Here is a 25,708-nt window from a genome sequence, read left to right as displayed (position 1 = left end):
CTAAATAAACTGAACATTTCATTATCAGAAGCCATTGCAATGTATTTAACTCAAGTAGCGCTTCATAACGGCATTCCGTTTGAGATCAAAATCCCTAACGAGCTCACGGCAGAAACGATCCGAAAATCAGAAGCAGGTCAAGAGCTTCATCAGGTCAACAGCGTCGATGAATTATTCAAGGAGCTCGAAAGTTGACCATAAATTATACCAGTCAATTTAAACGAGACTATAAAAAAATTAAAAAGCAAAATAAAGACCTTGCCAAATTGAGAACAGTCATCGAGATATTGGCAGCAGGAAATGAGCTTGATCCAAAATACAAGGATCATCCACTTTTTGGCGAATGGAAAGGTTATCGAGACTGCCACATTGAATCAGACTGGCTTTTGATTTACAAACGGACCTCTGATACTTTAACATTAGAAAGAACTGGCTCACATTCTGATTTGTTCAAATAACTATCCACTTTCTCCAACTGATAGAAACAACCCAACGGATTTTATTCTTTCAAGAAAGCGATTTTCACTCAAAACCATCAACCAAGCAGACCGCTAATTTCACGAATTATTCCAATTTCGCTAATTTAATTTTTCATAAAAATCAATTCGCTCAAATTAGCGCAACTAGCGGTCAAAGGCTTTTCAATTCTAAAATCGTACATCTAAAATCACAAAATCCCCTCAATCCGATCTGCTAACTTTTCCAGCGCCCCTGCCCATGTATACTCCTGCTTCAGCAGTTCAAAATCACTGGCATCGACAGGCTTATTAGCTTTCAGTGCCTCGACGATGGCATCGGCGAAGTGATCGATATCCACCACTTTGAGGGTACGATATTTTTTCGGTACGGCTCTGGCAGCGGGTTCTGTGGCGATGATCGGTTTGCCACAGGCCAACGATTCGATGATCTTGGTCGGCATGCCCCAGCCCTGCAGAATCGGGGATATCATCACGTCACATTTTTTCAGATTGTCCTCCAGATGCTCCACGAATCCCAGGAATTCCATGTTGGGATGAACGATGTCCTTCGGCGGATTGGCGCCAATGAATTGAAATTTGACATTGGGATATTGCGCCACTACTCGATCCACCACCTTCTCCCGTGCGGCATACACGGCATCTCGATTGGTGGAGATGTTGTAATTGCCATAAAACAGCACGATCTTGGGATCGTTATTCGGCGGATCGTAATAGGGATTGAAAATCTTTTCGTTGAAGCATTGGGGAACGACATGCATCATGTCTCGACTCTTCCAGCGGGTGTAAAAATCGGCATCTTGCTCCGAAATGGGCACCAGGAGATCGCATTTCTTCACCGCCTTTTTCTCGTACCAGTACACATACGGAACGAAAAGATAGCGGCGCTTGTCCTTCTTGGCCTTGCCCAAATATTGCCGATATTCGATATTATGAGAGCAATAGACGAATGGCACATGATACTTCTTCTGCAGTTTCAATCCATAAATGGCACTCAGGCCATAATCGGTCAGCACCACGTCGTGCTTCTTCTGGGTCAGCAAATGTTCGGCCTCCAGCAGCATCTGTTTGCTGGAAATAAAATAATTCCGTAAGGAAAATGGTAGCTTGATCTTGGAATCGACGCCCTGCACCCGCCATTCAAATTTGTCTTCCAAGAGCGCATCACCAGGATGGCCCGAGCCTTCAAGATAGATCAGGTCGATATGAAATCGCTTCGCCAGATTGGTTACAAATTCCCCTCCACGGACACCAGCACCTGTATAGGGAACGTGAGGGTCGTAAACACTGATGTAAAGCATTCTTTTGTGCATGCTGCTTCCTCTTTTTATTGATTTAGAAATCTCCAAATTACAAATCCCAAATTCCAAATAAATTTCAATTCCCAAAATTCAAATTTCAAACGAGAATCCTATCGCATTTTGGTCATTGAGATTTTTAATCTTGAATTTATTTGGAATTTGTTTTTTGAGATCTGGAATTTCGTTTTTGACTATTGCCGGTTTGACCCTTTCTATTTTTGATCACGCGGGCGGGAATCCCCACGGCAATCGAATAATCTGGTATATTGGAATTCACCACTGCGCCTGTGCCAATGATGCAATCCCGACCAATAGTCACGCCATCCTGGACGCAGACACCAGCTCCAACCCAGATATTGTCCCCGATGCTGATGCCAATAGCATGCCGACCCTGCTCCAGCGGCGACTTATCGAGATCATCGAAATTGTGCGTACCGCCAATAAAATAGGAATAAGCAGCGATGAGTGCATTTTTTCCGAACTCAACTCTGTTGGCGGAGAAGATCTGGCAGTTGAAGCCGAAGTTGGCATTATCGCCCAAAATGATGTCTCCGTTTTTGCAATTGAAAATCGTGTTGCGACCAATAAACGAGCCGCTGCCGATCTTGATGCCCTGGTTATCTTGTCCCTTAGCGTCCAGCACCACGTTGTCATCGATCACCACGTTATCGCCGATCTCAATTTTGTGCGGATGCCGCAGCACCACGTTTTGTCCGAAGGTCACATTCCTGCCGACCTTGCCCAATAATTTGGGATAGAGTTTCATGCGCAGCACCAATCCCAGCGCCCCAGGGATCGAGCTGAAAAATGTCATGATGAACTCATACTTGATTAGCTTCCACAGTCCCTTTTGCCCAATGATCAAATCTTGATATTTTCTCAAGGCTGATTTTTTTTGATCGAACAGCTCTTTTTGGATTTCGATGGTTTCTTTCTTCATTATTTTTCCTTTAAGAAATCGTGAGATTAGGCATCTGCAAGATGTCCAATTTTGAATCATTGCAAAGATTGATGCGACGAACTCGTAGATACTCTTTAGAGTGAAATCTTGTGAATCAAAGATTCCTCGCTTCGCTCGGAATGACGGCTTTTAGCATTTTGTTGATGTTTATAATCGTGAGATGGCAGATGTGAGACGTGAAATAGGAGACGTGCAACGTGATAAAAAAACAAAACTGATTACTGATCACTGATCACTGACTACTGATTACTTTTCACGTCTGCCTTCTGCCGTCTTACATTTTACATTTCACCTTTACAACAAATTCTGTGATCGATACCAATCTGCCGTCAATTTCAATCCCGTCCGCAGATCAACTTTGGGGTTGTAGCCCAACAGGCGTTTCGCCTTGGAAATATCGAACGCGCGATCTTTGATGAAAAAATCCACCCGACGGCGATAGATAGGTGGCTGGATGCGGAAGGGATAGCAGAGAATTTCACAGATCAATCCCGCTGTCCAGACGGGCCAGGCAGGGATACGCCGCTTAGGGGGCTCTACACCAAGGACCTCCGCCAATAATTTGACGAAATCATTCAAAGTCAGGTATTCGTTGCCGCCCAGTGTAAAAATTTCGCCCACCGCTTCCTGTTTCTCGCCACACAGAATGATGCCATCGACCAGGTCTTTCACAAATGTGAGATGATAGAGCACCTTGCCGCTGCCGATCATCATAAATTTGCCGTTGTTGACGAATTTGAAGATCTTCAAAAACCGCATATCGCCAGGGCCATATATTCCAACGGGCCGAAAAACCACCCCTTCGATTTGATCCTTGTGATCTTTGAAAAATTGCAGCGCCAATTTCTCGCCCTCGACTTTGGAACGTTGATACACATCACCTGGATTATAAGGCGCCGTTTCATCAGCCGGCGGGTTTTTAATTTCGCCTTGAACACCAACTGTACTACAATGGACAAATCGGCGCACACCAGCGGAAAGGGAGGCTTCCAGCAAGTTTTTTGTCCCGCCAACATTGACATCAAAAAATAGTCGATTCGGCACATTTTGCTCCCGATAGACCGCAGCGATATGATACACCACCTCAATATCCTTCACAGCAGGGGGCAATGTCTCTTTTTTCGTCAAATCACCGAATACGACCTCGACACCCAATTTTTCCAATTTGGCAGTATCCTGATTGGGCAATGAAAGTGCTCTAACCTTATAGCCGCGTTCCACCAAACCTTCACATAAATATCCACCAGTAAAACCCGTAGCACCTGTTACTAAGACCTTTCTGTTCATTCTTTATCCTTTCCATCTTTTTAGGTAATTTGGTTCTTGGGAGCTTGGGTGATTAGGAAACTTGTCTACAAATTACTTAATCAACCATTTACCCAATCGCCTAATTACCATATTACCTAATCGCCCAATTATCTATTTCTGCAAAATCAGCTTCTTTGTTTGAACTGATGTTCCAGCTTCTATCCGAACGAAATAAATTCCGCTGGGCAGATCCTTCGCTGTCCAGATGACTTCATATTCACCTGGCGGTCGCACGCCATTCACCAGTGTTTCAATCTCCCGTCCCAAAAGATCAAAAATTTTCATCGTGACGAATTCCTGCTGAGGCAGAGCAAAGCGAATTTTGGTCGAGGGATTAAAGGGATTAGGATAATTCTGGCTGAGTGTCATTCGATCAGGAATTGCAGAATTGATCGGCCTATTCTCGGTTACTGAGGTGACACCTCCTGTCGATGTTTTCAGTATGATGCCAGATGATCCAACTGCCCATCCTGTTTTGCTATTCACAAAGCAAACTGATGTTAGTCTCAGGGAGGTTTTGCTCTCTTGAGGGGTCCAATGTTCTCCACCATCATCGGTAGCAAAGATAGGGCTATTCTCTCTACTAGCACTCCGACCGACGACCCAGCCATGGTTTGCATCAATAAATTGAACCGATGCCCACGAATAAAATAGCGATTCAAATTGGGTGCGCCAGGAATAGCCGCCATCCAAAGTTTTATAGATCAACCCGTGTTCTCCAACTGCCCAGCCGATAAGCGTATCGACAAAACAGACTGAAAAGAAATCTCTTGATGTCCCACTATTCAGTGCAATCCAGGTAGCTCCAGCATCAGTCGTTTTGACCATCGTGCCATTAGATCCCACGGCCCAACCCGTTTTGTTATTCACAAAAACGACTGAATTCAAATCAGAGGACGTTCCACTTGCTTGAGAAATCCAATTCGTTCCGCCATCGATGGTATTGAGTATTATGCCTCTATTTCCGACAGCCCACCCCGTATTTACATCAATGAAATAGACGGAATTTAAATTATGAGAGACGCCACTGGGTTGCAGCAACCAATTCGTCCCTCCATCTGATGTTTTAAGAATTAGGCCTGATTGACCAACCGCCCAGCCAGTGTTCTCATCGATAAAATCCACCGAAGCTAAGCAATTTTTTGTGCCGCTGATTTGAGGCAGCCAAGAATTTCCGCCATCGAGCGTCTTAAAGATTTCTCCATTATATCCCACCGTCCAACCTGTTCGCTCATCGATGAAACAGACCGCATTTAAAGTAGAGGCCGTTATGGTATTGACCTGGGGCTCCCATTTCACCCCGCCATCCATAGTTTTCAGAATCACCCCACTATGTCCGACAGTCCATCCAATATTTGAATCAAGAAATCGAATTGAATTCAAATTGACATCTGGAATGCCACAGTTATATATGCTCCAACGGTTACCGCCATCGGAGGTCGCTAAAATGTATTCCTCTCCAACAGCATAGCCAATTTCACTATTGATAAAATGAACGGCATTAAGGGAACTTGTTGATCCTGAATGTTGAGGCTCCCAATTGACACCACCATCATTGGTCTTCAGAATTAATCCATGACTTCCAACCGCCCATCCAGTATTTTCATCAGTAAAATAGAGATCATTTAATAGATGGCTGGTACCACTTTTTTGGGCGACCCAGGATTCGCCGCCATCATCGGTCTTAAGAATGACTCCTTGATCGCCTACTGCCCAGCCTGTTTTGGCATCAATAAAATATATCGACCAGTTCACATAGCCCCAGTTATCTGATCTTTTCTTTTGAAGTATCCACGTCTCGCCACCATCGTTCGTTTTATAAATTGAGCCATATCCAACAGCCCAACCGGTTCTGCCATTGATAAAATGAACCGCTGTCAGGTAATTGGAAAGCGGTTTGACTACCCAGTTTTTTCCACCATCCGTTGTTTTGAGAATTGTCCCATGATTGGATGTCAACATGTCTCCTGCAGATCCAACCACCCAGCCTGTATCGGCACTGATGAAAAATACCGATTGCAACCGATTTGATGGCCCGCCAATACCAGATTTAACTTCCCAGCTTTTGCCACCATCAATCGTTTTCATAATCGTCCCATAACAGCCAACCACAAAAGCTGTATTTTGGTCGACAATAAAAATATCCGTAAGCAAATTGCCTTGCAATTGGGGATTTTGCAGTACCCATCCTTCTGATTCATGGGCTGCCAAACTCGCACTCAGAATGAGCACTAGAGCGAATGTTCTAATGATGTGGTTCATGATGCATCTCCCAATTTTAAAAATTAATTTTTTCGTACAAATTTAGCCCACTGAATAAACGTATCATTTCGAGCGTAGCGAGAAATCTTTCTTGCGAACATCTTCCATAATGCATCGGTCTTTTGCAAGCAAAGATTCCCCCCGCCAGCGGGCGATTCGGAATGACAGGCGCTGGTTTAAGCAGCTCAATTCTTGCATTTTTTCATTGATTAAGACTTTTGTTTGCCCCCTTCAAGGATGATCTCCCATGGGAAATCGCTGCCTTGAAGAGGGCAATATGGGATGTTTTCTAATCTGCAAAATGTTTTTTGGGGAGCCATTATGCTGGTACATATATTTTTTTTACCTCATTAATCTCCCTTTGCATTCGCGCTTCGTCCCAGCCCAATTCCTCCGCCATAATTTTCGCTGTCTCTTTCAACGCCGTCTCACCAGGATTCATCGCCGTGCCCAGATCGGTTCGGCGCAGCACCACATCGGATAACTTCTGCGCCATTTCCTCTCGGACGCCATGCAGCACTTCCGCCTTCAGCACCTCCTCGGAACCAGGCAGCAACTCGATCCATTTTCTGTCCCGAGCGCCATAATTCAAAATTTCATTATAGGTAGTGCCATAATTGTAGCTGAGGTGCTTCATCACTTTCTCATTTAATCCATACGGTCGCTGATTAATGGCATTATTCAGAAATTCATTGAAGCGATCGATATTGCCGCCGTGAAGCCGAACTTCTTCCGTTTGGCACTTGGGGGCCTTGCGGCCCATTTTTTTGAAAGCCAGATCGATGGTCTTCTGCGCCACATCCCTGGCTGTAGTGTATTTCACGCCGACTACCGAAATCAGTCCCTCAACACCGAAATCGAATTTATGATCGTAAATTTTATAGTGCTTTTCGAGTCCAACCTCCCCTGTTTTCGGGTTCTGGCTGGCCATCGGCAAAAAGCCACCGTGAAAAAAAGTGACTTCCTCCCGCTTGATATTGACGCCAGGGTAGGCCTGATTCACCGCGGCCAAAAAATCCTGAATTTCGGCTTCAGTGACCTTGTATTCATCTTGCTTGCCATTATAAACCAGATGATTGGTGCCAATAATGGTATAGTCCCGCCACGGCGCAAAAAACAAAATCCGATGGGCTTTATACACAGAGCCGTCAGGATGGACGTATTGATATGGCCCAGATAGTCCTGCCGCATTATCCATCAATCTCCGATTGACGACCAAATTCATGGCCGTGGACAGCTTGAATTTCTGATCAGGAAGCTTGCCGTTCAGGCTCAGTAGCACGTCATCAACCCAAGGCCCTGCATTGTTGATCACCAATTTGGCCCGAATGTCGAATTTATCCCCAGTCAAAACATCCTGCACTTTGATCCCAATGACCCTATTTCCATCCCTTAAAAATCCCACCGCTTGTACATAATTAGCTGCCTGAGCACCGCGCTCAGTGGCTGAAATGATGAATGATAGCAGCAGCCGTTCGGTGTTATAGCACTGGCAATCGTACCAGATCGCTGCCCCGTTTAAATTGTATTTTGTATAACCTGGAATATAATCTTGAACTTTCTTTTTCGGCACAGTGTAGCTTTTCGGCATATATTTGGCAGGATCATCGAGTTGATTGCGATCGAAACCCACAATATCGTTCATTAGGGTTGCGATCATCATCGCTGGCCGACTTTTCATCTTATAGCTATAGGTTGGCATTACCACGCGCAATGGATAGACCAGGTGCGGAGCGATTTTCATCAAAATCATTCGCTCATGGATCGACTCTCGCATCCGCTTAAAATCCAGATTCTGCAAATAGCGAATACCGCCATGAATCGTCTTGAGACTATTGGAGGAAGTGGCACAACCGAAATCACCTTTATCGATCAACGCCACTTTCAATCCTCGGAGCGTGGCATCCCAGGCGGCATTGACGCCATAAATTCCAGCACCAACAATCACAACATCATACTCATGTTTGCTCAATTCATTCAAATCTCGTTTCATACATTTCTCCATTTTAAAAGACTCATCGAACGCAGATGACACGGATTGACACGCTTGCCTGCCGTATATATGGATTTTTGTCTGGCAGACGGCAAATGTGAGACGTGAGAAGTGAACCCGCTACCCTTTTAAAGCTTTGCAAAAGAAACCGATTACTGATAACTGATCACTGATTACTGATCACTGATTATTGATTACTGATTACTGATCACTGATTACTGATCACTGATTATTGATTACTGATTACTGATCACTGATCACTTTTCACAGTTCACTGATCTCTGCCATCTGTCAATTCACGTTTCACAATCAGCTCATATACAAATCATACCACCTGCCGAAAATAATCAACGCCCAAAGCCGATGGCTGTGATTTTCTGCACCGTTCAAATGTTGCTTGATCAATTGCTGCACATAATCAGGATTGAAAAAGCCCTCTCGTTTTAGCTTTTCGGGCGCCAACGTGTCCATCATCAAGGGCTTTAATTCTTTTTTCAGCCAGTTTTTGATCGGAATACTGAAGCCCTCTTTGCCCCGATAGAGAATTTCATGCGGCAACAGATCCTCCATAGCCTGTTTCAAAATAACTTTTGTTTTTTTGCCTTGCATTTTCAACTCTCCAGGAATGCTCGCCGCCAATTCCACAAACCGATAATCTAAAAACGGCGCGCGAGCTTCCAGGGAAGTGGCCATGCTCATGCGATCGACCTTAACCAAGATATCATCTACTAAGTAGGTTTTCACATCAACGTACATTTGGCGGTTGATCGCATCAGTCCCATTTTGAGAGACATTGGCAAAATAATTCTTAATGAACTTATATGGGTCGATTCCCATCAGCCCGCTTTTGATGTCGCTGGCATAAAGCCGCTCTTTCTCAGCTTGCTGCAAGAAGATCATCCATCGGACATGTTCTAACTGCTCGGGCACTTTCATCCCTTCAACGAAACGCTTGGCTCGATTGATCAGCCCTTTTTTCTTGGAAGAAGGCGGAATCCAGTTCAGGACCTTTGGAAGCAGCCCATTCCGAAGCGCATTGGGTAGCTGTTGATAATATTTCCTTGCAATCTTATCGGCAATGTAAGTGTCGTATCCAGCAAATAACTCATCTCCGCCATCGCCAGAGAGCACGACTGTGACATACTGGCGGGCCATTTTCGAAACCAAATAGGTAGGAAAGATCGAAAAATCGCCAAAAGGCTCATCGAGAAATTTTAGTAATGTGTCCGACAGCTCAACAGCATCGGGTTTGATGATAAATTCATGATGATCCGTCTTGAATTTTTCGGCGATCATCCGAGCGTAATGCAGTTCATTATAGGTGGAATCTTCGAAACCGATGGAAAAAGTTTTCACTGGCTCTTTCATGACCTGGGCCATCAGGGCGACTATGGTACTGGAGTCAATCCCCCCGCTTAAAAAAGCGCCCAGCGGCACATCGCTCACCAAGCGGAGCCGAACGGCATCCTGGAGCAAATCGCGCAATTGCGCTTTGAGCTGATCTGGCGTTGCCCCATTCGACCTTAGCTGCATCTCCCAATAGCTTCGCACTCGAATTTCCCCACGCTTGAACTTCAAGGTATGTGCTGGCGGCAATTTTCGAATATCCTGAAATATGCTGAGCGGCGCAGGGATGTATTCGAAGGTCAGAAAATGATCTAGCGCCTCCAGATCGATCCGACGGGGGATATCTTCCGCCTGCAAAATGGACTTAATCTCAGATCCGAAGATGAAGCGATCTTTATCATGAAGATAATAGAGCGGTTTCTTTCCAAGTCGATCGCGCGCTAAGAACAGCGATTGATCACGGCTATCCCAGATCGCAAACGCAAACATCCCATTGAGCAGTTGAACACAAGCTTCGCCATACTGTTCGTAAGCATGAAGGATCGTCTCGGTATCGCTCCGGGTTTTAAATCGATGACCCCTCTTTTCAAGCTCATCCCGAATCTCCTGAAAATTGTAAATTTCGCCGTTGAACACAATCCAGAGCGTGTCGTCTTCATTCGAGATCGGTTGCTTGCCAGTATCGAGATCGATGATGCTCAGTCGGCGCATCCCCAGTCCCACATTGCCAGTAACGTAGTTGCCCTCTTCATCTGGTCCGCGGTGAACAATCACATCACACATTTTCTGAATGACCATCTGATCCACCGATCGATTGGGATCGCTCCATATCATACCACAGATGCCGCACATTTATTTGATCTCCTTAATGAGCCTTTTTTTCTGTTCTAAAAAGTAATACAAATTGCGGGTTTTTTGAAGATAGACTTCATAGCTATACTTTTCCTGTGCCAACAGCCGAGCGTTTTCCGATAAAGATTTCCTTAATGGTTCATCCTTAAGCACCCGAATTAAGCCATTGGCGAAAGCCTCTGCCGTGCACTCTGTCAGCAGCGCTACCTGATCATTGAGGACCTGAGTATGGGTGATATGGTTAGTTGCAACGATCGGTTTGCCCGAGCGCAGATAAGAATAAATTTTCAATGGGGTATTATTGCCCTCGATCCGCGGCGTCACCAATATATCGGCGATCTCCAAAAATTTGGGGACCAGATTTGGGGCAACTTGTCCAGTAAAAACGAAATAATCATCCAAATTGCGCTGGGTTACCATTCGCTGATAATGAGCCACCTGCTTTGGATTCCCTCCGACCAAAGCGAATTTGACATTCTTGTCCTTGGCAATAACTGCCTGGCTCGCGTCAATCAATAAATCTAATCCCTGATAAGGCTCGAATGTGCCAGCATATAAGATGATCGTTTTCGAATTCAACTGATATTGCTGACGCAAATCCAATTCTGGTCCAGGCTCATCCCCAAAAACAACGCTATTATCGGCTACATTTTCGATGAGCATTTGCTTTTTGCCGGGATAGAGCTGAGCAACGTAATTGTACAGTTCAGGACAAATCGTAATCAGTGCATCCGATCGTTCGATAGTTTTTCGTTCCAGGCGTTCGAACAAATGGATGAGAAATTTTAGCCGCGTAAATTTGAAATTGGTTAATTGCTGCGGCAGCGAGGAATGCATATCGTATAAATGCATGATACCGAATTTTCGGGCGAGCCATGCCCCAAAAAAACCAGCTTCTTCATGCGAGTGAATCACATCATAATTCACCTTCATTAGCCGACTAAGCGTTTTGAGAATCACAAAAAAATCGACTAAAATCTTGGCTTTGGAAGGCCCAACTTTAATTTTTCTGATGAATGGGATTTTCGGAATCCGATAATAGGTGACATTTTCAAACGGTATAGTCTGACCCAGATGATATGTCACAAGGTCAATCTGATGTCCCAATTGCGATAATGCATGGATGCGATGCAATACGCTGATGGGTGTTCCTCTAGGCTGAAAAAATGGTTGCGGTGCAATCATTAATACTTTCATCGTTGCAATCCTAATCTTTTTTGTTCAATCTTTTAATCTCATATTGTTCAGGAGGATCGCTGGGTGAATTTTGAAGGATGAAGCATGAAGTTGTAAATTCCATTGCCTTTGTCCAAACGGCGCTGGATGTATTTAGCAAAAATGCCTATCTGCCCCACCACGTCATATCTCCCAAATCGACTTTCTCTGATAAAGAGCTTTTTTGTCCCACTCAATACATCGAATATGTCGTCCAAAACTCATTTATCTGGCAAGCTCATCAACCTTAACCTGAATCGGCATTCGGTCAACTAGCCCCATACCCAGTGAGCACCACCCAAACGGTTTTGATCAAGATTTTAATATCTAACCATAATGACCAGTTATCGATATACTCCAGGTCCATTTCCATCCAACGTTCGAAATTCACGTTGTTTCGGCCGCTGACTTGCCAGATGCAGGTGATCCCTGGCTTTAAACTGAGCCTTCGGCGTTGCCATAACTCATACATTTCCACTTCCACGGGCAACGGAGGTCGCGGACCAACAATGCTCATATCTCCCTTTAAGACATTAATAAATTGCGGCAGCTCATCGATACTAAATTTTCGAATAATGCGACCAACTTTGGTGATCCTCGGATCGTGCCGGATTTTAAATACTGGGCCATCCATTTCATTCATTTTTTCGAGCATCTTCTTTTTCATCTCAGCCCCAACGATCATCGAGCGAAATTTGTAAAGCGTAAACTTGCGACCATTGAGTCCACAGCGGATTTGTTGAAAGAAGACTGGTCCCTTTGAAGTTAATTTAATAGCAATAGCCGTTATCAAATAGATCGGTGAGGTAATAATCAAAAAGAACAGTGAGAGCACAATATCCATTAGCCGCTTGATAAAAAGCTGCCATTCTTTAGCGGTGAAAGTTTCAAATTCAAGCAACGGGAAATTATTGAAATTGGTCTGCCGCATCTTGGCGATCCGCAGATCATATAGATCCAGCGAAATCGAGGTTGAAATCCCTTCCCGCTCACAAGCAAGGATCACATCGTCCAACCGATGAAGCCAGAGCCTCGGCACAACAAAAATCACCCGATCGATCACTTTTCGATGCAATATAAAGGGGATATCTTGAATTCGACCCAGAACGCGGTAGCCTTCAATCTCTTTGCCATATAGGCCATGCTCATCATCGATCAGCCCAACAATCCGCAGTCCCCAGTTGGCATGGCTTTTTACCGCGCGAATGAACTCCTGAGCGCGACGGCCGGTGCCCACGATCAACAAGTTAACCTGGTTGTAACCGCTTTTGTGCATTAGATTCAACAATTGTGAGAACAATCGCTTTTCGACGATCAGGCAAATGCTCGTGGTCAGCGTGAAGATGGCGACATAGAGTCGGCTGGTGAATTGCATCTGCAAAATGAAGAAGATGCTCCCAAATACGATCACCGAAAACAGCGCCGCTTTGAGGATAATCAGGAGTTCTTTTTTGAACACCCGAGTGCGAAAATCTTTATATGCATCTAGCGCAGAAAGGATTAACAGCCACACAGGAACGATCGAAACCGTCAAAGGCCAATTCATCTTCGAGAAATAGATCAATCCTTCCAGAGTAGGAGCGATGGCATAAGCCATCTCATGGAAATCATAGATGCTTCTGAAAAAATCATCGATGAAATAGGCTAACACAAACGATATTATGACAACCGTTGCGTCAGTAAATTTCATGATGTTGACAATGAATGCCTCTTTCTCTTTAACCATCCCACGCCCCGACAATTTGCGGATTTAACCAAATTACTTCGACGAACGAGCGGATCCGAAATGATTGTCATATTGGAGAAACCATTCAACAAATGCCGCAATGCCCTGTTCAATGGGGACAAGCGGACGATAGCCGAGATCATCAGTGGCTTTCTGAATATCCGCATAGGTGATGCGGACGTCCCCTGGCTGGGCCGGGAGATATTTAATCTTTGCCCTTTTGCCCAGGTTCTGCTCAATCAGGTTCAGCAACTGCATCAATGATACCACACGGGAATCACCGAGATTGTAGATGTGATAACCTTGGCATCGTTCGATCGAACGCACGACCCCCTCAATAATGTCCGAAATAAAGGTGAAATCGCGCTGAGCTGAGCCATCTCCATAAATGGGAATCTCTTCATCGTTGGCGATTAATCGGGTGAATTTATGAATTGCCATATCAGGTCGCTGTCTCGGCCCATAAACTGTAAAGAACCTGAGACACGTGACAGAGATGTTGAACAAATTCCAATAGGTATAGCCGATCAACTCAGCGGCTTTTTTAGTCGCCGCATAGGGGGAAATCGGCTGGTCTACTGGGTCGTCCTCAGAAAAAGGCACTTTGCGATTGTTGCCGTAAACCGACGAAGACGAAGCCATGATAAACTTCTGGACCTGGAAAACCCGAGCGATCTCCAGCAGGTTAAGCGTTCCCCTCACATTTACTTCTTCATAAAGTTTTGGTTGTTGCACCGAAGGCCGAACGCCAGCGCGAGCTGCCAAATGAATAATACCATCAAACTGTTGACTTTGAAAAATGTCTGTTAACAGCCGCTCATCAAGGATGTCTCCTTGAATCAATTTAAAATTGGCATGCGACTGGGCAACTTCAAGATTTTTCTGTTTCATCTCGGGTGGGTAATAGTCGTTGAAATTATCGAGACACCAAACATGATGATTCTCCGCTAAAAGGCGTTCAATCAAATGCGACCCGATAAAACCAGCTCCCCCAGTCACAAAATAGTACATAATCAACCCTACTCATTTAATAGTGATAATAGCTATATCCATCATGGCCGAATTCGGCGTGAGTGCCATTAAGAACAACGCCCAGCAATCGCACCGGCACGTTTTTAAACATTTCCAACTTCTGTTTAGCCAGATTTCGATCTGTAACCCCAGCTCGAATCACTAACACCACCGCATCCACCTGGGTACCGATGACAATGGCATCGGTTGCAGCATTCAGCGGCGGGCTATCAAAAATGATAATATCGAATTTGCGGCGTGCCTCATCCAAAAAGCGCTTCATTTGCGGAGAGCCCAACAGCTCCGAAGGATTGGGCAGCAGTGAACCGCAACTGATCATCGACAGGTTGGGTGTCAGGGTTTCGTTGATGATGTGCTGAAAGCTCACCATGCCAGTCAAATAGTTGGTCAATCCAGGTTCCTTCGGTACACCAAAAGTGTTGTGGAGCACCCCACGTCGCAGGTCCGCATCGATAATCAAAGTATTGCTCTTATGTTGAGCCATAGAAATGGCGACATTCGCTGCAGTAAACGACTTACCATCGCCAGGAGCTGTACTCGTGATCACAAATGAATGGATTCGCCCCGTTTGTTTCGAAAACACCAAATTCGTGCGCAACGACCGATAAGCCTCACCGATCGGCGTCGGTGAATAATCATAAGTGACTAACTGCTGGTCAATTTGCTTGATTTTTTCCGAATCCTGATAGTCATTCAGATCTTTAAAATCAATGCTTGGAATTGCGCCAAGCACCTCCAGCTTAAGAAACTTCTTCACGTCATCCACGGTCTTGATGCTTTTATCAAAAAAATCGATCGCCAAAGCAATACCGACCCCCAAAGCCAAACTGAACAAAATACCCATCGCCGCCTTTTTCTTTTTATCGCGATTAACTGGATAATCTGGGATAAGCGCTGGATCTAAAATGTCAACATTTTCGGTTTCGGCTACCTGCTGGAGCTCTGCCAATTGGAATTGTGAATATAACTGGTTATACAGCTCTGTCTTAGCCTTATATTGATCCTCCAACTCTTGCAGTCGCAACTGGTCAGCAGGGAGTTGTTGTTTCAGTTTAAACTCTAACGACGCCAACCGAGAGGAAAGTTGTGCGATTTTTGAGTTCAGATTGTCCATGTGGCTCTCCGCTTCCTGCTTAACCTTATTCCGACTCTGCGCTATCTTTTGGCTAATGGCGATCACCGATTCATGTCGCTCCGTATAGGTCCGCACTCCCTCTTCATACTGTCGTTCAAGATCTGCGAGTTCTTCTTTTAAAAATCCCATTCTTGGGTTGGTCTCGAAGGTCGGAAGATTGGCCAATTGAATGTAAACGTATTTCAAATCCTTCTGACTTTCAATGCTATTTCCGATGCTGATAATTTTGTCGAGCAATGTTCTGATTGCATCGCGGGCGTTCTGGTAGGCGCTTAGCTCCGTTTCGATCCGATTTTTTTCATCCATCTGCGCTCGTGTCTCGGTGTCAAGACTGACAAAATGAGTGCTTTTGAAGGCCCGTAATTCTTCTTTTGCCTGCTCGAGCTCCTCCCTGGCGTGTTCCAACCGCTCTTTGATAATGTTTTTCTTGGCATCAGCGCTTTTCTTTTTCAAAGATCTGCTCTCTAAAACATAAATGTCGGCCAAACGATTGACCATCTGAGCGGCCAGAACTGGATCATGATCAGTCATCGTCAATTTTAGGATATTGCCACCCAACACGGTGATTTCGGTTCGATTCTGAAATGATTCCACTGCCCGGCGAAACTGAACGATTTTAAAGTTGATCTCGTGCGGCAAATTCGAAAAATCCGAGGTTAAACGAAACGTAAAGCCAGCGTTAGTGGAACGAGACGCCATTTGCGCCTGCAATAATGCGCCTTCATCGATCAAAATCTCTCGATCTTCAATTTTTCGCATGATTTTATACGTCCCATCATCTTGCCAGCGAAACACATAGTCCCCAGCCTCTGGATTTTGGGTCGAAGTAAACTCTTCAAATAATTTGCGTCGGTGGATATTGTTCTTCCCCTTCTCCATCGATAGCGTTAATCCCAACTGCGCCACAACCCGCTCAGCAAAAGATCGGCTTTTTAGCTCGGTAATCCGATCGTCGCTGATCGCCGCTTCCCCTTCTCGCTCAAGATTACGGAACCGAATTTGACATGATGCCTCATAAGTCGGGGGTAGGCTCTTCAAATATAATAACCATGGGATCGATACCCCCAAAACGATAGCAAGAATCAACCATTTTCTTTTTAAAATGGCCTGAATATATCGATTCAGATCAAAGCTCGATTCCTCATTGGAATCGCTCTCAAAAAACATCTCCTCCATACCAGGCATGAATCTCACTCCTCCAATGAAGCGTTGATTACCGATTATAGCTTTTAATGCTAAAATACATCGATACAGCAGTCATGATAAAATAGCTATAGTTCATAATCTCTCGAAGTCCGAAACTCGATCTCCCCTTGGCAATTATCTGGTCCCCTGATCGAACACCAATATCCTCCAAAGAATGCCCTCTCTCGAATTGTTCAAGCATATTTTTCATCAGAACCTTGCCGCCTCGCTCAACCCGAATGCTATTCAGATCACAATCCTCCTTTGGCCCACCTGCTAATTCGATGAGCTGCCACAGCGAGCTCTCTGGACTGATGCGATATGAACCAGGCTTGTTGAACGCCCCCATCAACGTGATCCGGATCAATGGGGTCGTCGTGATGTATGGCTCTTTCAAATATGGGCTGTAGAGTTCAACCAGATTTTTAGCGAGACTATTCCGATCATTTCCCACCGCTTTCACATTGCCAATGATCGGGAGGGTTATATATCCTGCGCTATTGATCGTATAATCGCCGCTAATATTGAGCGGACTTCGATCCATCCCTCGCCCCAGCTCGATAACAGAAATTCTGACAGCATCGCCAGGGTTGAATTCATTGATCGTCCCTTTTTTCTGCAGCGCATTGATTGATGTACTCCAAAGCAAACCAAACAAAGCGCAAATCAAACCAATCCCCCAAATCCTCAGCAAACGATTTTGCAGCCTAGCCATCATTTCTCCACCTCTCAATTATTTTAAGTTTTGGGAAAGACAAAACAAAGCCCCTGTAACCAGTGCGATTGCATATGCAGGGGCTTCACAACAAATGGCGATCTGAACCCGGTCTTCCAGCACCACTCAGCAAGATTTATTTAACGTGAGCGATAGAATCGATACCTTTTTTCTTTGGTTTCCAAGTTATATTTTTTGAGAATATCACGAATTTTGAAATAGCCAACCGAAACATTCCCAAATCGCTGGGTATTCAATTTCTTTTTGATCTCCCAGGCACCGTCATTCGGATTCTCAATGACCAGTATTTTGATTTTCTCGACTAACGGCAATGTAGCCTCATCGATTTTTGGCTTACTAAAGAGGGCCCTCGGATGCACTTTCTGCTCGCCTTTCTGGATGGCAGGCTTTACCATCGATTTGGGTGATGGGATAGATACAGAAACTGCATCTGCTGAGACTTCAGGTTGCCGCAATTGCCAATTCTGCGTAATGTCAAGACCAATGCTGATGTCAAAATCGTTGACTGCTTCTTCTATGGTTTCGTAATAATCAAGAATTCTGTTGAATTCGAGCATCTCAAACACTTCAAAGACATCGGGCATCATTTGAACAATCTTTAGATCCCCCCCATGCTCCCGGATGTTCCGAATTTCTCCCACAAACACTCCCCATCCGGCACTGCTCACGTAATTGACGCCCCCCATATCAATGATTAATTGAAAGCAGCCGCTGCGAATGATTTCACTTAATTTCCCTGAAACCTCGCTCGAGGTCGTCGTATCAATATAGCCTTTGATCCGTAATAGCGCAATGTCCCCCCTCGTGCCAATCTTGTTTAGATTGAGCTCTATTCCCTGCATTTATAGCTGATCCACTTTTTGAATATTGCAATCTACAATCGATAGCAATCCTCCCCTTGCATCTTCCATGAATTTCCCTTTCTTCGATTTCCTTGATGCAAATTCAATGCCATTGTGAACCGGCATGAAGGGGATCGCTATCTGCTAATTAATTAGGCAAGCTTTGTATTTGCTTTGGGGATTAAAAAGGTTTTTTCGTGTTTTGAATGGAAACAATGTCACAATATGAAACAAAATAAATAGAAGATTTTCTATGTAGTTAGTCAATTTCAACAATGTAAAATTTTTCGATGATTTCTGCTATCTGAGCGGCATTGGAGTTTAATTAATGATCTTTTCATATAGCTTCTGATAATTTTCTGCTGCTAATTCCCATGAAAAATTCAATCGCATGTTTCGGTCCATCAATTTTCGCCAATTCGCATCGTCTTTAAATAAATTTATTGCTGCGATCACAGCCTGCATCATCGATGGAACCGAATAATCCGAATAAGTAAAACAATTACCTTTGTTCATCGTTGCATCGTAGCTTTTGATCAGATCCATCACCCCAATAGATTCATGGACAATCGGAATCGTTCCATATTTCAGGCAATAAATATCAATCGATCCACACGGCTCAATCTTGCATGGATTAAAAAATAAATCACATCCTGCCACCACCAGATGCTCAAAAGCTTCATCATATTGAAATTGGAAAGCGATTTTTTGCGGATTTTTCTTCACCACTGATTGCAATGATTTTTGAAGGCTGGTACTTCCTCCCCCATAGAGAAGCAGTTGAACATTGAGCTGAATAATCTCATTCAAAGCAGCTACAATTGTCGTTTGGGCATCTTGAGATAGATTTTGCAATGGAATTCCAATAAGCGGCAATTCCTGTTTAAATGGCATCCCCAATGCTGCCAAAAGATGTTCCTTATTTTGCAGCTTGCCACGAAAATCTTTCTTGGAAAATTGATATGGAATTAGCGGATCGGTTTCGGGGTTCCAGACGGAGTAATTCGCTCCGCTGGGTATTCCAACTATGTTTTTAGCCCGAATACGAAACGTATCCTGAAGACCGAAACTCGCTTCCATTGATGTTTGGATCTGTTTGGCATAGATTTTACTGGTGGTATTAATAAAGTCGGCGCTCAGCAAACCAGCTTTTAGCAAATTAACCTTTCCATTATGTTCAAATGGGCTATTGGGAGTAAATATTTCTTGCGGGAATCCAATGGAAGGCAGAACTTCAGCATTAAAGACCCCTTGAGCAGAAAGGTCATGAATGCTTAGCAACGTCTTTATTTTGGAATAAAATGGATCCTTTTCATAAATATATTTCAGCAAATAAGGTATCAATGCAGTGTGCCAATCATTGCAGTGAATGATATCGGGCTGCCAGTGCAATTTTGTAAGTATGACGAAAATAGCATTGCAAAAAAAGCTGAAGCGTTCGGCATTATCAGAATAGGGTTGGCCTGTCTCTGGATCAATGAATGGATCGGGGCGATCAAAAAAATCTTTATTCTCGACAAAGTATACTTGAACTTTTGAGTTCGGTAGAAAAGCCGACTTTACATCCACATAGCTGACTTTATCCCCCATCGCTACCTTAATCGCTTTCAAACGAATGACCTCGCGGATCGTGTATTTTCGGTCATTTATTACGCTGTATTTTGGAATAAAAAGCCTGATGTCATGTCCAAAATCCTTTAATGCTCGGGCAAGCGAATTCGCCGCTTCTGCCATAGCGGTGGTCTTCACAAACGGAGCAATCTCAGCAGCAGCGTAAAGAATTTTAAATGTTCCTTGCATAATTGTCTACAGGATGAGTCGAGAATAACTTAATTTTTGCTTAAATCCACACATTAATGCCAGTAGATTACATTTTTCATCATGCGGAATTATGAAATCCATCGCTGGATAAATGGCACATCCGAATAAATAAATGAAATATTATCCCGATCGTGCAAAGCGGATCGACAAAATGTCCTCCCATTAAGAACGGCATTATAAATAAAAGGTCGAAAGGATCTCGGCCTTATACCTTTCGACCTAAATGAGAAAGATAACCAATGATCCGATGGCTATAGCTTGGATAGATATTGTTGGGCTTTAGTTACATATTCGCTGTTGGGGTAGTCACTTATCAGCCGTTCGAATTCTTGTCGCGCGCGTTCTCGATCGCCTAATCTTAGATAGCATAGGCCCAATTTGAGCTGAGCATCGTCCAGCTTGTTGGAATTGGCGAACGAGAATACCTTGGTAAACTCGATGATCGCTTGATTAAAGTTACCCAAAGCGTAGTAGCTCTCTCCGATCCAATAGCGACAGTTATCAGACAAAGAGGTATTCGGATACCGAGCTAATAATTCTTCGAATAACTGGATCGCCAACTTATAATTGCGGTTATAGTATTCTGACAATGCGTTCTGATAATCTTGGCGCAGATCGCCAGTAAAAGTTGTTGATATCTCCGTTTTTGTGGCTACCGAAGGCTGTCTCTCGCTGCTCGATTCGATTTTGCTTGTCTTTTCTTCCTTGGCGGCTTCAAGATCGGATTTGAGTCGGGCGATTTCAGCATCTTTTTCAGCTAACCTGCGCTCGAGTTCTGCAATATCCTTCTTCAATTGATCATCGGTGCTTGTCGGTTGCGGAGCCGGTTCTGGTTCTGCTTTTTCCTTAGCAATACCCAGCAGCCGAAGCACTTCCGCTTCATCTGCTGCCTCTTGTTTTTGCCCCTCCTCTGAAGCGCCTAAGATCTGATCCAATTCTGACCCCGCGGGCTGGCCTTGAACAGTGCTCTCCTGTTTGGTGGTTGCACACCCAGCAAAGATCAGGACCAGCAAGCTCAGGCTGCATATGATGCTTGCCAGATGTTTTGATCTCATATTTTTCCCCTCAAAGAAAAATTTAAGCTACTTTTGTTTTTTTAAAATGTAATAGCCAGATGCCCCCCAACCGATTAACGCGGCCGATCCAGCAACAATCCGCCAGAATTTCGGATGTCCCAAAACTTCAACGCGATTTGGGATTTTCGGTAATCCACTATAACCAACCCCGCTAATTGCCTCATCCACGGCAATGACACAATATTCTACACCCTGTTTTTGGACACTTCTCCCAGGTATGACACCCTCATACAGAGTTCCCCCTACGTTCAATAGCTGACCCACCTTCCATTGATCCGATCCCACAGGTCGATATAAAATCGATGCGACTTTCAGCTTTCGATCTTCATAGATATCGGCTCGAATTCGAATGTCTCTTCCACTTTCTACTCGTTTGACTGGCGAATGAATGACCACAGGAGGCTGACGATCGCTCTCTTCATCACTACCAGAGCTCTTTGGAATGCTAATTGGAGGGATACCCTCAGGTTTGCCATCATGATCCATATATCCATCTGGATCTTCCTTTATCTCTGGCTTCAAATCTAATTCGTCAGGAACCCCATCATTATCCCGATCACCCCGAGAATTGGTTCGAAAATAAAAAGTGAGGCCACCATGGACATCAATAACGCCATCATTTTCATTCCCAGATTTGTTGATATCTAACCAATCGGTGAATGAAAGTCTATAGGTAGCTCCGAGATTTAAATAAAAGCTCCGAGCTCGATTAAGGGCGATTTCTAGGCCACCACCACTTTTGATGAACGAATCATATCCTTTGAAATATTTCCCGGTATTGGGGTCGACTTTCGTTTGTCCATTTTCGGTGTAATTCCAAAAAACTCCTCCACCGCCAAGAATCACATAGGGATTAACTCTGCCCAGCGGGTAAAAGGAGAACATCAAATGACCTTCATAGGGGATGAGGATGGTTTCAATCGCCGTATTATCTTTGGTACCGACCTTTGAATATCCGCCTTCTGCACAAATAGCCAGATAATCGAACAAATTATAAATCAACTGACCATAGATCATCGGTTTGAGGGAGGGATTCCGCCAATCCCCTTCCAATCGATTTGCTCCAGCTTTTAAGCCGATCCCAAAATTTGTTTGTTCACTCCCCCCTTGCGCAATTGTTGATGTGAATAGCAAGATCAAAACGGCGACAAGCCGAAGAAAGGACGTTTTCGTGATCAAAATTATTCTCCTTTTTCTAAATGAAGGTGTTTGTGGAAATTATTTATAAAAATTTATCAAACTTTATTTAAAAAGTCAAGCAATTTTTTTTATTTTTTGAAATTATATCACTAAATTTCTCGTCTCAAAGGCTTGTTTGTAACTATTGCCATGCGTCTTAGGCTAAATAATGGGATTAAAGCACTACGGAGAACCTTTTGCCGATCGATTTCGATCGAACCTCTAATTTCAACTATCACGATCTAATATCTGAACCTTCGGATTGAAGCGTTTATGATTATCCCGACAAAACTCATGGATACCAATAAAAAAGACCCCCCATAGCTTAAAAAAGGAAGAGGCAGGCCTGTCACTGGCATCATTCCCACGGTCATACCAATATTGATGATAATGTGAAATCCCAGTACAGCGGTAGCGCCAATGACCATGAGCCCTGAAAATTTATTTCGCACCTTTGCAGCAATATAGATTGCCCGCAAGAGAAGAAATAAAAACAATATTAGTACTATGCTACTGCCGATGAATCCAAGCTCTTCACCCACTACTGAGAATACGAAATCTGTGTGTTGCTCAGGCAAAAATCGTAGTTGGGTTTGAGTACCTTTGAGAATCCCCTTTCCCCAAAATCCACCAGATCCGATCGCTACTTTAGATTGAATCACCTGATAGCTCAATCCTTTTGGATCCATCTCTAATCCCAGAAAGGTGAGGATTCGATGCCGCTGATATTCTCGCATTTGATTCCATAGCATTGGCGTTATAATACCCATTACGATGTTTGCTATAATCACAAGACTTGAAAGCAAAATCTTTCGTTTAAATAGCAATAGAACCACAATGATGAGCGCCATTGCTAAAAAATATGTATAAAAGTTAAATGATGAAATCATCGTGATGAAAGGGGTGAGTATAATAAAAAGGTAGAAACTGGGCAGTCCAGCCCAAAATAAAATTGGCAGGACAATCGCGAAAAAGACGAGCGAAGTTCCTAAGTCTGGCTGATTGACAATCAACAGCGCGGGGACTAACACGATGACAAAGGCGATAAGGATGTCCTTAAATTTGTTGAGGTCGCGTTTTTCCTCAGCAAGGTATCGTGCGAGAAAAATAACCACGCTAATTTTGGCGAGCTCAGATGGTTGAAATTGGAACGATCCGATCGGTAGCCATCGTGCGACTGGATTTCCGCGGTTAATTACCAGCGTAAGGATGAGTAGAAATATTGTTAAAAAATACAGGACATAAGCTAAAGACCAGAAAAAGCGAACCGGGAGAATAATAATAATTCCCATGAGAATCAGGCCTAACATTAACCAAACGAGTTGCTTGGCGAAGTTATCTTTAAGTGCTGGGGACTCCGCTTGGTAGGAAGCACTATATATGGCTATCAAACCAATGATACAAAGCAGCAACACTGCTAAAAAAAACGCATAATCTGCATTTGATACTTTAATGTCCTCAAATTTTGTCATCATTTGTTTTAGCCCGGAAAAAATAGTTCTTAATGATTTCACGAGCGATAGGTGCTGCATTCCTGCCGCCTGAGCCGCCATTTTCGACGAAGATACAAAAAGCAATTTGAGGTGCCTCGAATGGGGCAAAACCGATAAACCATGCATGATCATCGCCGTGGGGATTTTGGGCTGTGCCCGTTTTTCCAGCAACCGTTATATCGCGATAGTTGGCCGCCCGACCAGTTCCTCGATCCCCATTACATACGCGATACATGCCTTGTTTGATAATTTTGAACGTCTCAGCGGAAACTCCAACGATCCGAACGGAATCTACCTGCGCTGGTTTTTTCGTTTTGGTGAGTGGATCTTCGAGATAATTCAAAATATGAAACTGACGATAAACCCCCTCATTAGCGATAATCATAGCTAACCGTGCCATTTGTAATGGGCTTACCAACAGGTCTCCCTGGCCGATCGCGAGGTTAAAGATCAACCCTTTGGGCCATTGATCCTTACCAAACTGCCGATCCAAGTAAGCTCGATCTGGAACCAAGCCAGCTCTTTCATTGATCAAATCAATCCCGGTTGGCTTATCGAACAAGAAAATCCGCGAAAAGTGAGCCCAATGATCCAGCCCCACTTTTAACCCCAATTTATAAAAATAGACATTGCAGGATTGCTCGATCGCTTGTAAAAGATCGGATTCTCCATGCCCATTAATGTTCCAGCAATCAAATCGTCGCCGTCCCATCCAGGTATAGCCGGGGCAAAATGCTTTCCAGCTTGGCGTAATGCTGCCAGTTTCAAGCGCCGCTGCGACCAGGACCAATTTATAGGTGGAGCCAGGGGGGTAAAGACTTTGCACCATGCGATCATAAAGCGGCTTTCTCGGATCATTAATTAATGAATGCCAGACTTCGACTGGGACAGGTTTGGTGAAAATTTCTGGATCAAAATCTGGCTTGCTGACCAATGCCAGAACACCCCCGGTATGGCAATCCACAACCACGGCGCCGCCTTGTAATGAATCCATGCGAGCTTCTAACATTCGTTGTAACGGCGCATCAATGGTCAGGTGCAAATTTCGACCTGGGACTGGTAAAATCTCGGGCTTGTCCTTGAGGGCCTTAATTTCTCTTCCATAAGCATCTACCTCTACATATTGATAACCGCGAAGGCCTCTGAGTTCCGAATCATAGTATCGTTCCAATCCTTTTTTGCCAACAATATCCCCGAGGCGAAAATTTTTATATTCAGGTTGGTTTAATTCGCTTTTGGTTACTTCCCCCAAATAGCCGAATAGATGTGGTGCTCGAATTCCAGAAGGATAGTAGCGCCTTGGTTCGTTCTGATAAAGAATTCCAGGCAGATCCAATCGAAGCTCTTCGATCAGGCTAATGGTCTTAAAATCGATTTGTCGTTTCAGCTTAACGGGCGTAAACTGGCCGCTGCGTTCACGTGCGATGATGCTGCGAATTTCGGCGGGGCTTATATCTAAAATTCTACCGGCCAAATTTAGGACGCTATCCGCCTTTCTCACCTCAAAGGGAATAGCATAAGCGGAATAAGACGGGTAATTGTCAACTAAAACTTCCCCATTGCGGTCGAACATCAATCCGCGATTGGGTTCCACTGTAATCTCTCGGATCCTGTTGCGCTCGGAAGCTTTGAAATATTGCTCCTGTTTATAAATCTGCAAATAAAAAAATCGCGCAATTAAAATCATAAACAATATTATCACAAACGCCGAATAAACAACCTGCTTTTTGGCAAGCGTCATGAACGGTTGCATAGCAAATCCAACCAA

General features: G+C 44.1%; 19 protein-coding genes and 2 pseudogenes. 3 read left to right on the top strand and 18 right to left on the bottom strand.

Annotation, left to right across the window (positions count from 1 at the left end):
* Window positions 1-195, top strand: a 195-nt coding sequence (locus tag ONB37_07625) for a type II toxin-antitoxin system RelB/DinJ family antitoxin (GenBank protein MDZ7400013.1), incomplete at its 5' end; no start/stop codon positions are given.
* Window positions 192-458 carry a type II toxin-antitoxin system YafQ family toxin gene (locus tag ONB37_07620; protein MDZ7400012.1) on the top strand — a complete coding sequence of 89 codons (267 nt, stop codon included), beginning with the start codon at window positions 192-194 and terminating at the stop codon, window positions 456-458. The genes ONB37_07625 and ONB37_07620, both read left to right, overlap by 4 nt.
* A 209-nt stretch (window positions 459-667) precedes the next feature.
* On the opposite strand, the gene ONB37_07615 is transcribed toward ONB37_07620, so the two are convergent.
* The 8 genes and pseudogenes from ONB37_07615 to ONB37_07580 all read right to left on the bottom strand — a co-directional run bounded on the left by ONB37_07615 (window position 668) and on the right by ONB37_07580 (window position 11,697).
* Window positions 668-1,789, bottom strand: coding sequence for a glycosyltransferase family 4 protein (locus ONB37_07615; GenBank protein MDZ7400011.1), 1,122 nt, complete (start codon window positions 1,787-1,789; stop codon window positions 668-670).
* 136 nt (window positions 1,790-1,925) lie between these two features.
* A pseudogene (locus tag ONB37_07610) lies at window positions 1,926-2,153 on the bottom strand (DapH/DapD/GlmU-related protein).
* Between the two features lie 267 nt (window positions 2,154-2,420).
* Window positions 2,421-2,543 (bottom strand): annotated as a pseudogene (locus tag ONB37_07605) (acyltransferase).
* A gap of 489 nt (window positions 2,544-3,032) precedes the next feature.
* Window positions 3,033-4,025 carry an NAD-dependent epimerase/dehydratase family protein gene (locus ONB37_07600; GenBank protein MDZ7400010.1) on the bottom strand — a complete coding sequence of 331 codons (993 nt, stop codon included), beginning with the start codon at window positions 4,023-4,025 and terminating at the stop codon, window positions 3,033-3,035.
* 132 nt (window positions 4,026-4,157) lie between these two features.
* A complete protein-coding gene (locus tag ONB37_07595) occupies window positions 4,158-6,308 on the bottom strand; it encodes a YCF48-related protein (protein ID MDZ7400009.1) in 2,151 nt (716 codons plus the stop codon).
* Window positions 6,309-6,627: 319 nt separating this feature from the next.
* On the bottom strand, window positions 6,628-8,301 hold the full coding sequence (locus ONB37_07590) for a glycerol-3-phosphate dehydrogenase/oxidase (protein ID MDZ7400008.1): 1,674 nt from the start codon (window positions 8,299-8,301) through the stop codon (window positions 6,628-6,630).
* A gap of 309 nt (window positions 8,302-8,610) precedes the next feature.
* The gene (asnB, locus tag ONB37_07585; GenBank protein ID MDZ7400007.1) at window positions 8,611-10,500 is read right to left on the bottom strand and encodes an asparagine synthase (glutamine-hydrolyzing); all 1,890 of its coding nucleotides are present in this window, start codon (window positions 10,498-10,500) and stop codon (window positions 8,611-8,613) included.
* Window positions 10,501-11,697 (bottom strand): glycosyltransferase family 4 protein, encoded by a 1,197-nt coding sequence (locus ONB37_07580; GenBank protein ID MDZ7400006.1) that lies wholly within the window; start codon window positions 11,695-11,697, stop codon window positions 10,501-10,503.
* Between the two features lie 77 nt (window positions 11,698-11,774).
* On the opposite strand from ONB37_07580, the gene ONB37_07575 reads away from it, so the two are divergent.
* A complete protein-coding gene (locus tag ONB37_07575) occupies window positions 11,775-11,966 on the top strand; it encodes a hypothetical protein (GenBank protein MDZ7400005.1) in 192 nt (63 codons plus the stop codon).
* Between the two features lie 17 nt (window positions 11,967-11,983).
* Here ONB37_07575 and ONB37_07570 read toward each other — a convergent pair whose 3' ends face one another.
* The 10 genes from ONB37_07570 to mrdA all read right to left on the bottom strand — a co-directional run bounded on the left by ONB37_07570 (window position 11,984) and on the right by mrdA (window position 25,693).
* Window positions 11,984-13,441 (bottom strand): sugar transferase, encoded by a 1,458-nt coding sequence (locus ONB37_07570; protein MDZ7400004.1) that lies wholly within the window; start codon window positions 13,439-13,441, stop codon window positions 11,984-11,986.
* Window positions 13,442-13,474: 33 nt separating this feature from the next.
* Window positions 13,475-14,452, bottom strand: a complete 978-nt coding sequence (locus ONB37_07565; GenBank protein MDZ7400003.1) for a GDP-mannose 4,6-dehydratase — start codon at window positions 14,450-14,452, stop codon at window positions 13,475-13,477.
* Window positions 14,453-14,468: 16 nt separating this feature from the next.
* Window positions 14,469-16,793, bottom strand: a complete 2,325-nt coding sequence (locus ONB37_07560) for a polysaccharide biosynthesis tyrosine autokinase (GenBank protein ID MDZ7400002.1) — start codon at window positions 16,791-16,793, stop codon at window positions 14,469-14,471.
* A 28-nt stretch (window positions 16,794-16,821) separates the two neighbouring features.
* Complete coding sequence (locus ONB37_07555) at window positions 16,822-17,511, bottom strand: polysaccharide biosynthesis/export family protein (GenBank protein ID MDZ7400001.1); 690 nt, start codon at window positions 17,509-17,511, stop codon at window positions 16,822-16,824.
* A 137-nt stretch (window positions 17,512-17,648) separates the two neighbouring features.
* Window positions 17,649-18,371 (bottom strand): STAS domain-containing protein, encoded by a 723-nt coding sequence (locus ONB37_07550; GenBank protein ID MDZ7400000.1) that lies wholly within the window; start codon window positions 18,369-18,371, stop codon window positions 17,649-17,651.
* 321 nt (window positions 18,372-18,692) lie between these two features.
* Window positions 18,693-20,171 carry a glycogen synthase gene (locus tag ONB37_07545; protein ID MDZ7399999.1) on the bottom strand — a complete coding sequence of 493 codons (1,479 nt, stop codon included), beginning with the start codon at window positions 20,169-20,171 and terminating at the stop codon, window positions 18,693-18,695.
* Window positions 20,172-20,443: 272 nt separating this feature from the next.
* On the bottom strand, window positions 20,444-21,247 hold the full coding sequence (gene ybgF, locus ONB37_07540; GenBank protein ID MDZ7399998.1) for a tol-pal system protein YbgF: 804 nt from the start codon (window positions 21,245-21,247) through the stop codon (window positions 20,444-20,446).
* A 27-nt stretch (window positions 21,248-21,274) separates the two neighbouring features.
* On the bottom strand, window positions 21,275-22,447 hold the full coding sequence (locus ONB37_07535; GenBank protein MDZ7399997.1) for a porin family protein: 1,173 nt from the start codon (window positions 22,445-22,447) through the stop codon (window positions 21,275-21,277).
* 242 nt (window positions 22,448-22,689) lie between these two features.
* Window positions 22,690-23,922: a rod shape-determining protein RodA gene (gene rodA, locus ONB37_07530; GenBank protein ID MDZ7399996.1), complete on the bottom strand. Its 1,233-nt coding sequence runs from the start codon at window positions 23,920-23,922 to the stop codon at window positions 22,690-22,692.
* Window positions 23,906-25,693 carry a penicillin-binding protein 2 gene (mrdA, locus tag ONB37_07525; GenBank protein MDZ7399995.1) on the bottom strand — a complete coding sequence of 596 codons (1,788 nt, stop codon included), beginning with the start codon at window positions 25,691-25,693 and terminating at the stop codon, window positions 23,906-23,908. The genes rodA and mrdA overlap by 17 nt, the downstream gene beginning before the upstream one ends.
* Window positions 25,694-25,708: the final 15 nt, after the last annotated feature.

The sequence above is a fragment of the candidate division KSB1 bacterium genome (assembly GCA_034506395.1).
Lineage (GTDB): Bacteria > Zhuqueibacterota > Zhuqueibacteria > Thermofontimicrobiales > Thermofontimicrobiaceae > Thermofontimicrobium.
This window is presented reverse-complemented; position numbering and strand designations above follow the sequence as displayed.

What these genes read in the sequence shown, in the direction of transcription:
- ONB37_07615 (MDZ7400011.1), bottom strand. Translation starts at nt 1,789, where the DNA reads ATGCACAAAAGAATGCTTTACATCAGTGTTTACGACCCTCACGTTCCC.
- ONB37_07600 (MDZ7400010.1), bottom strand. Translation starts at nt 4,025, where the DNA reads ATGAACAGAAAGGTCTTAGTAACAGGTGCTACGGGTTTTACTGGTGGA.
- ONB37_07595 (MDZ7400009.1), bottom strand. Translation starts at nt 6,308, where the DNA reads ATGAACCACATCATTAGAACATTCGCTCTAGTGCTCATTCTGAGTGCG.
- ONB37_07590 (MDZ7400008.1), bottom strand. Translation starts at nt 8,301, where the DNA reads ATGAAACGAGATTTGAATGAATTGAGCAAACATGAGTATGATGTTGTG.
- asnB (MDZ7400007.1), bottom strand. Translation starts at nt 10,500, where the DNA reads ATGTGCGGCATCTGTGGTATGATATGGAGCGATCCCAATCGATCGGTG.
- ONB37_07580 (MDZ7400006.1), bottom strand. Translation starts at nt 11,697, where the DNA reads ATGAAAGTATTAATGATTGCACCGCAACCATTTTTTCAGCCTAGAGGA.
- ONB37_07575 (MDZ7400005.1), top strand. Translation starts at nt 11,775, where the DNA reads ATGAAGCATGAAGTTGTAAATTCCATTGCCTTTGTCCAAACGGCGCTG.
- ONB37_07570 (MDZ7400004.1), bottom strand. Translation starts at nt 13,441, where the DNA reads ATGGTTAAAGAGAAAGAGGCATTCATTGTCAACATCATGAAATTTACT.
- ONB37_07565 (MDZ7400003.1), bottom strand. Translation starts at nt 14,452, where the DNA reads ATGTACTATTTTGTGACTGGGGGAGCTGGTTTTATCGGGTCGCATTTG.
- ONB37_07560 (MDZ7400002.1), bottom strand. Translation starts at nt 16,793, where the DNA reads ATGCCTGGTATGGAGGAGATGTTTTTTGAGAGCGATTCCAATGAGGAA.
- ONB37_07555 (MDZ7400001.1), bottom strand. Translation starts at nt 17,511, where the DNA reads ATGATGGCTAGGCTGCAAAATCGTTTGCTGAGGATTTGGGGGATTGGT.
- ONB37_07550 (MDZ7400000.1), bottom strand. Translation starts at nt 18,371, where the DNA reads ATGCAGGGAATAGAGCTCAATCTAAACAAGATTGGCACGAGGGGGGAC.
- ONB37_07545 (MDZ7399999.1), bottom strand. Translation starts at nt 20,171, where the DNA reads ATGCAAGGAACATTTAAAATTCTTTACGCTGCTGCTGAGATTGCTCCG.
- ybgF (MDZ7399998.1), bottom strand. Translation starts at nt 21,247, where the DNA reads ATGAGATCAAAACATCTGGCAAGCATCATATGCAGCCTGAGCTTGCTG.
- rodA (MDZ7399996.1), bottom strand. Translation starts at nt 23,922, where the DNA reads ATGATGACAAAATTTGAGGACATTAAAGTATCAAATGCAGATTATGCG.
- mrdA (MDZ7399995.1), bottom strand. Translation starts at nt 25,693, where the DNA reads ATGCAACCGTTCATGACGCTTGCCAAAAAGCAGGTTGTTTATTCGGCG.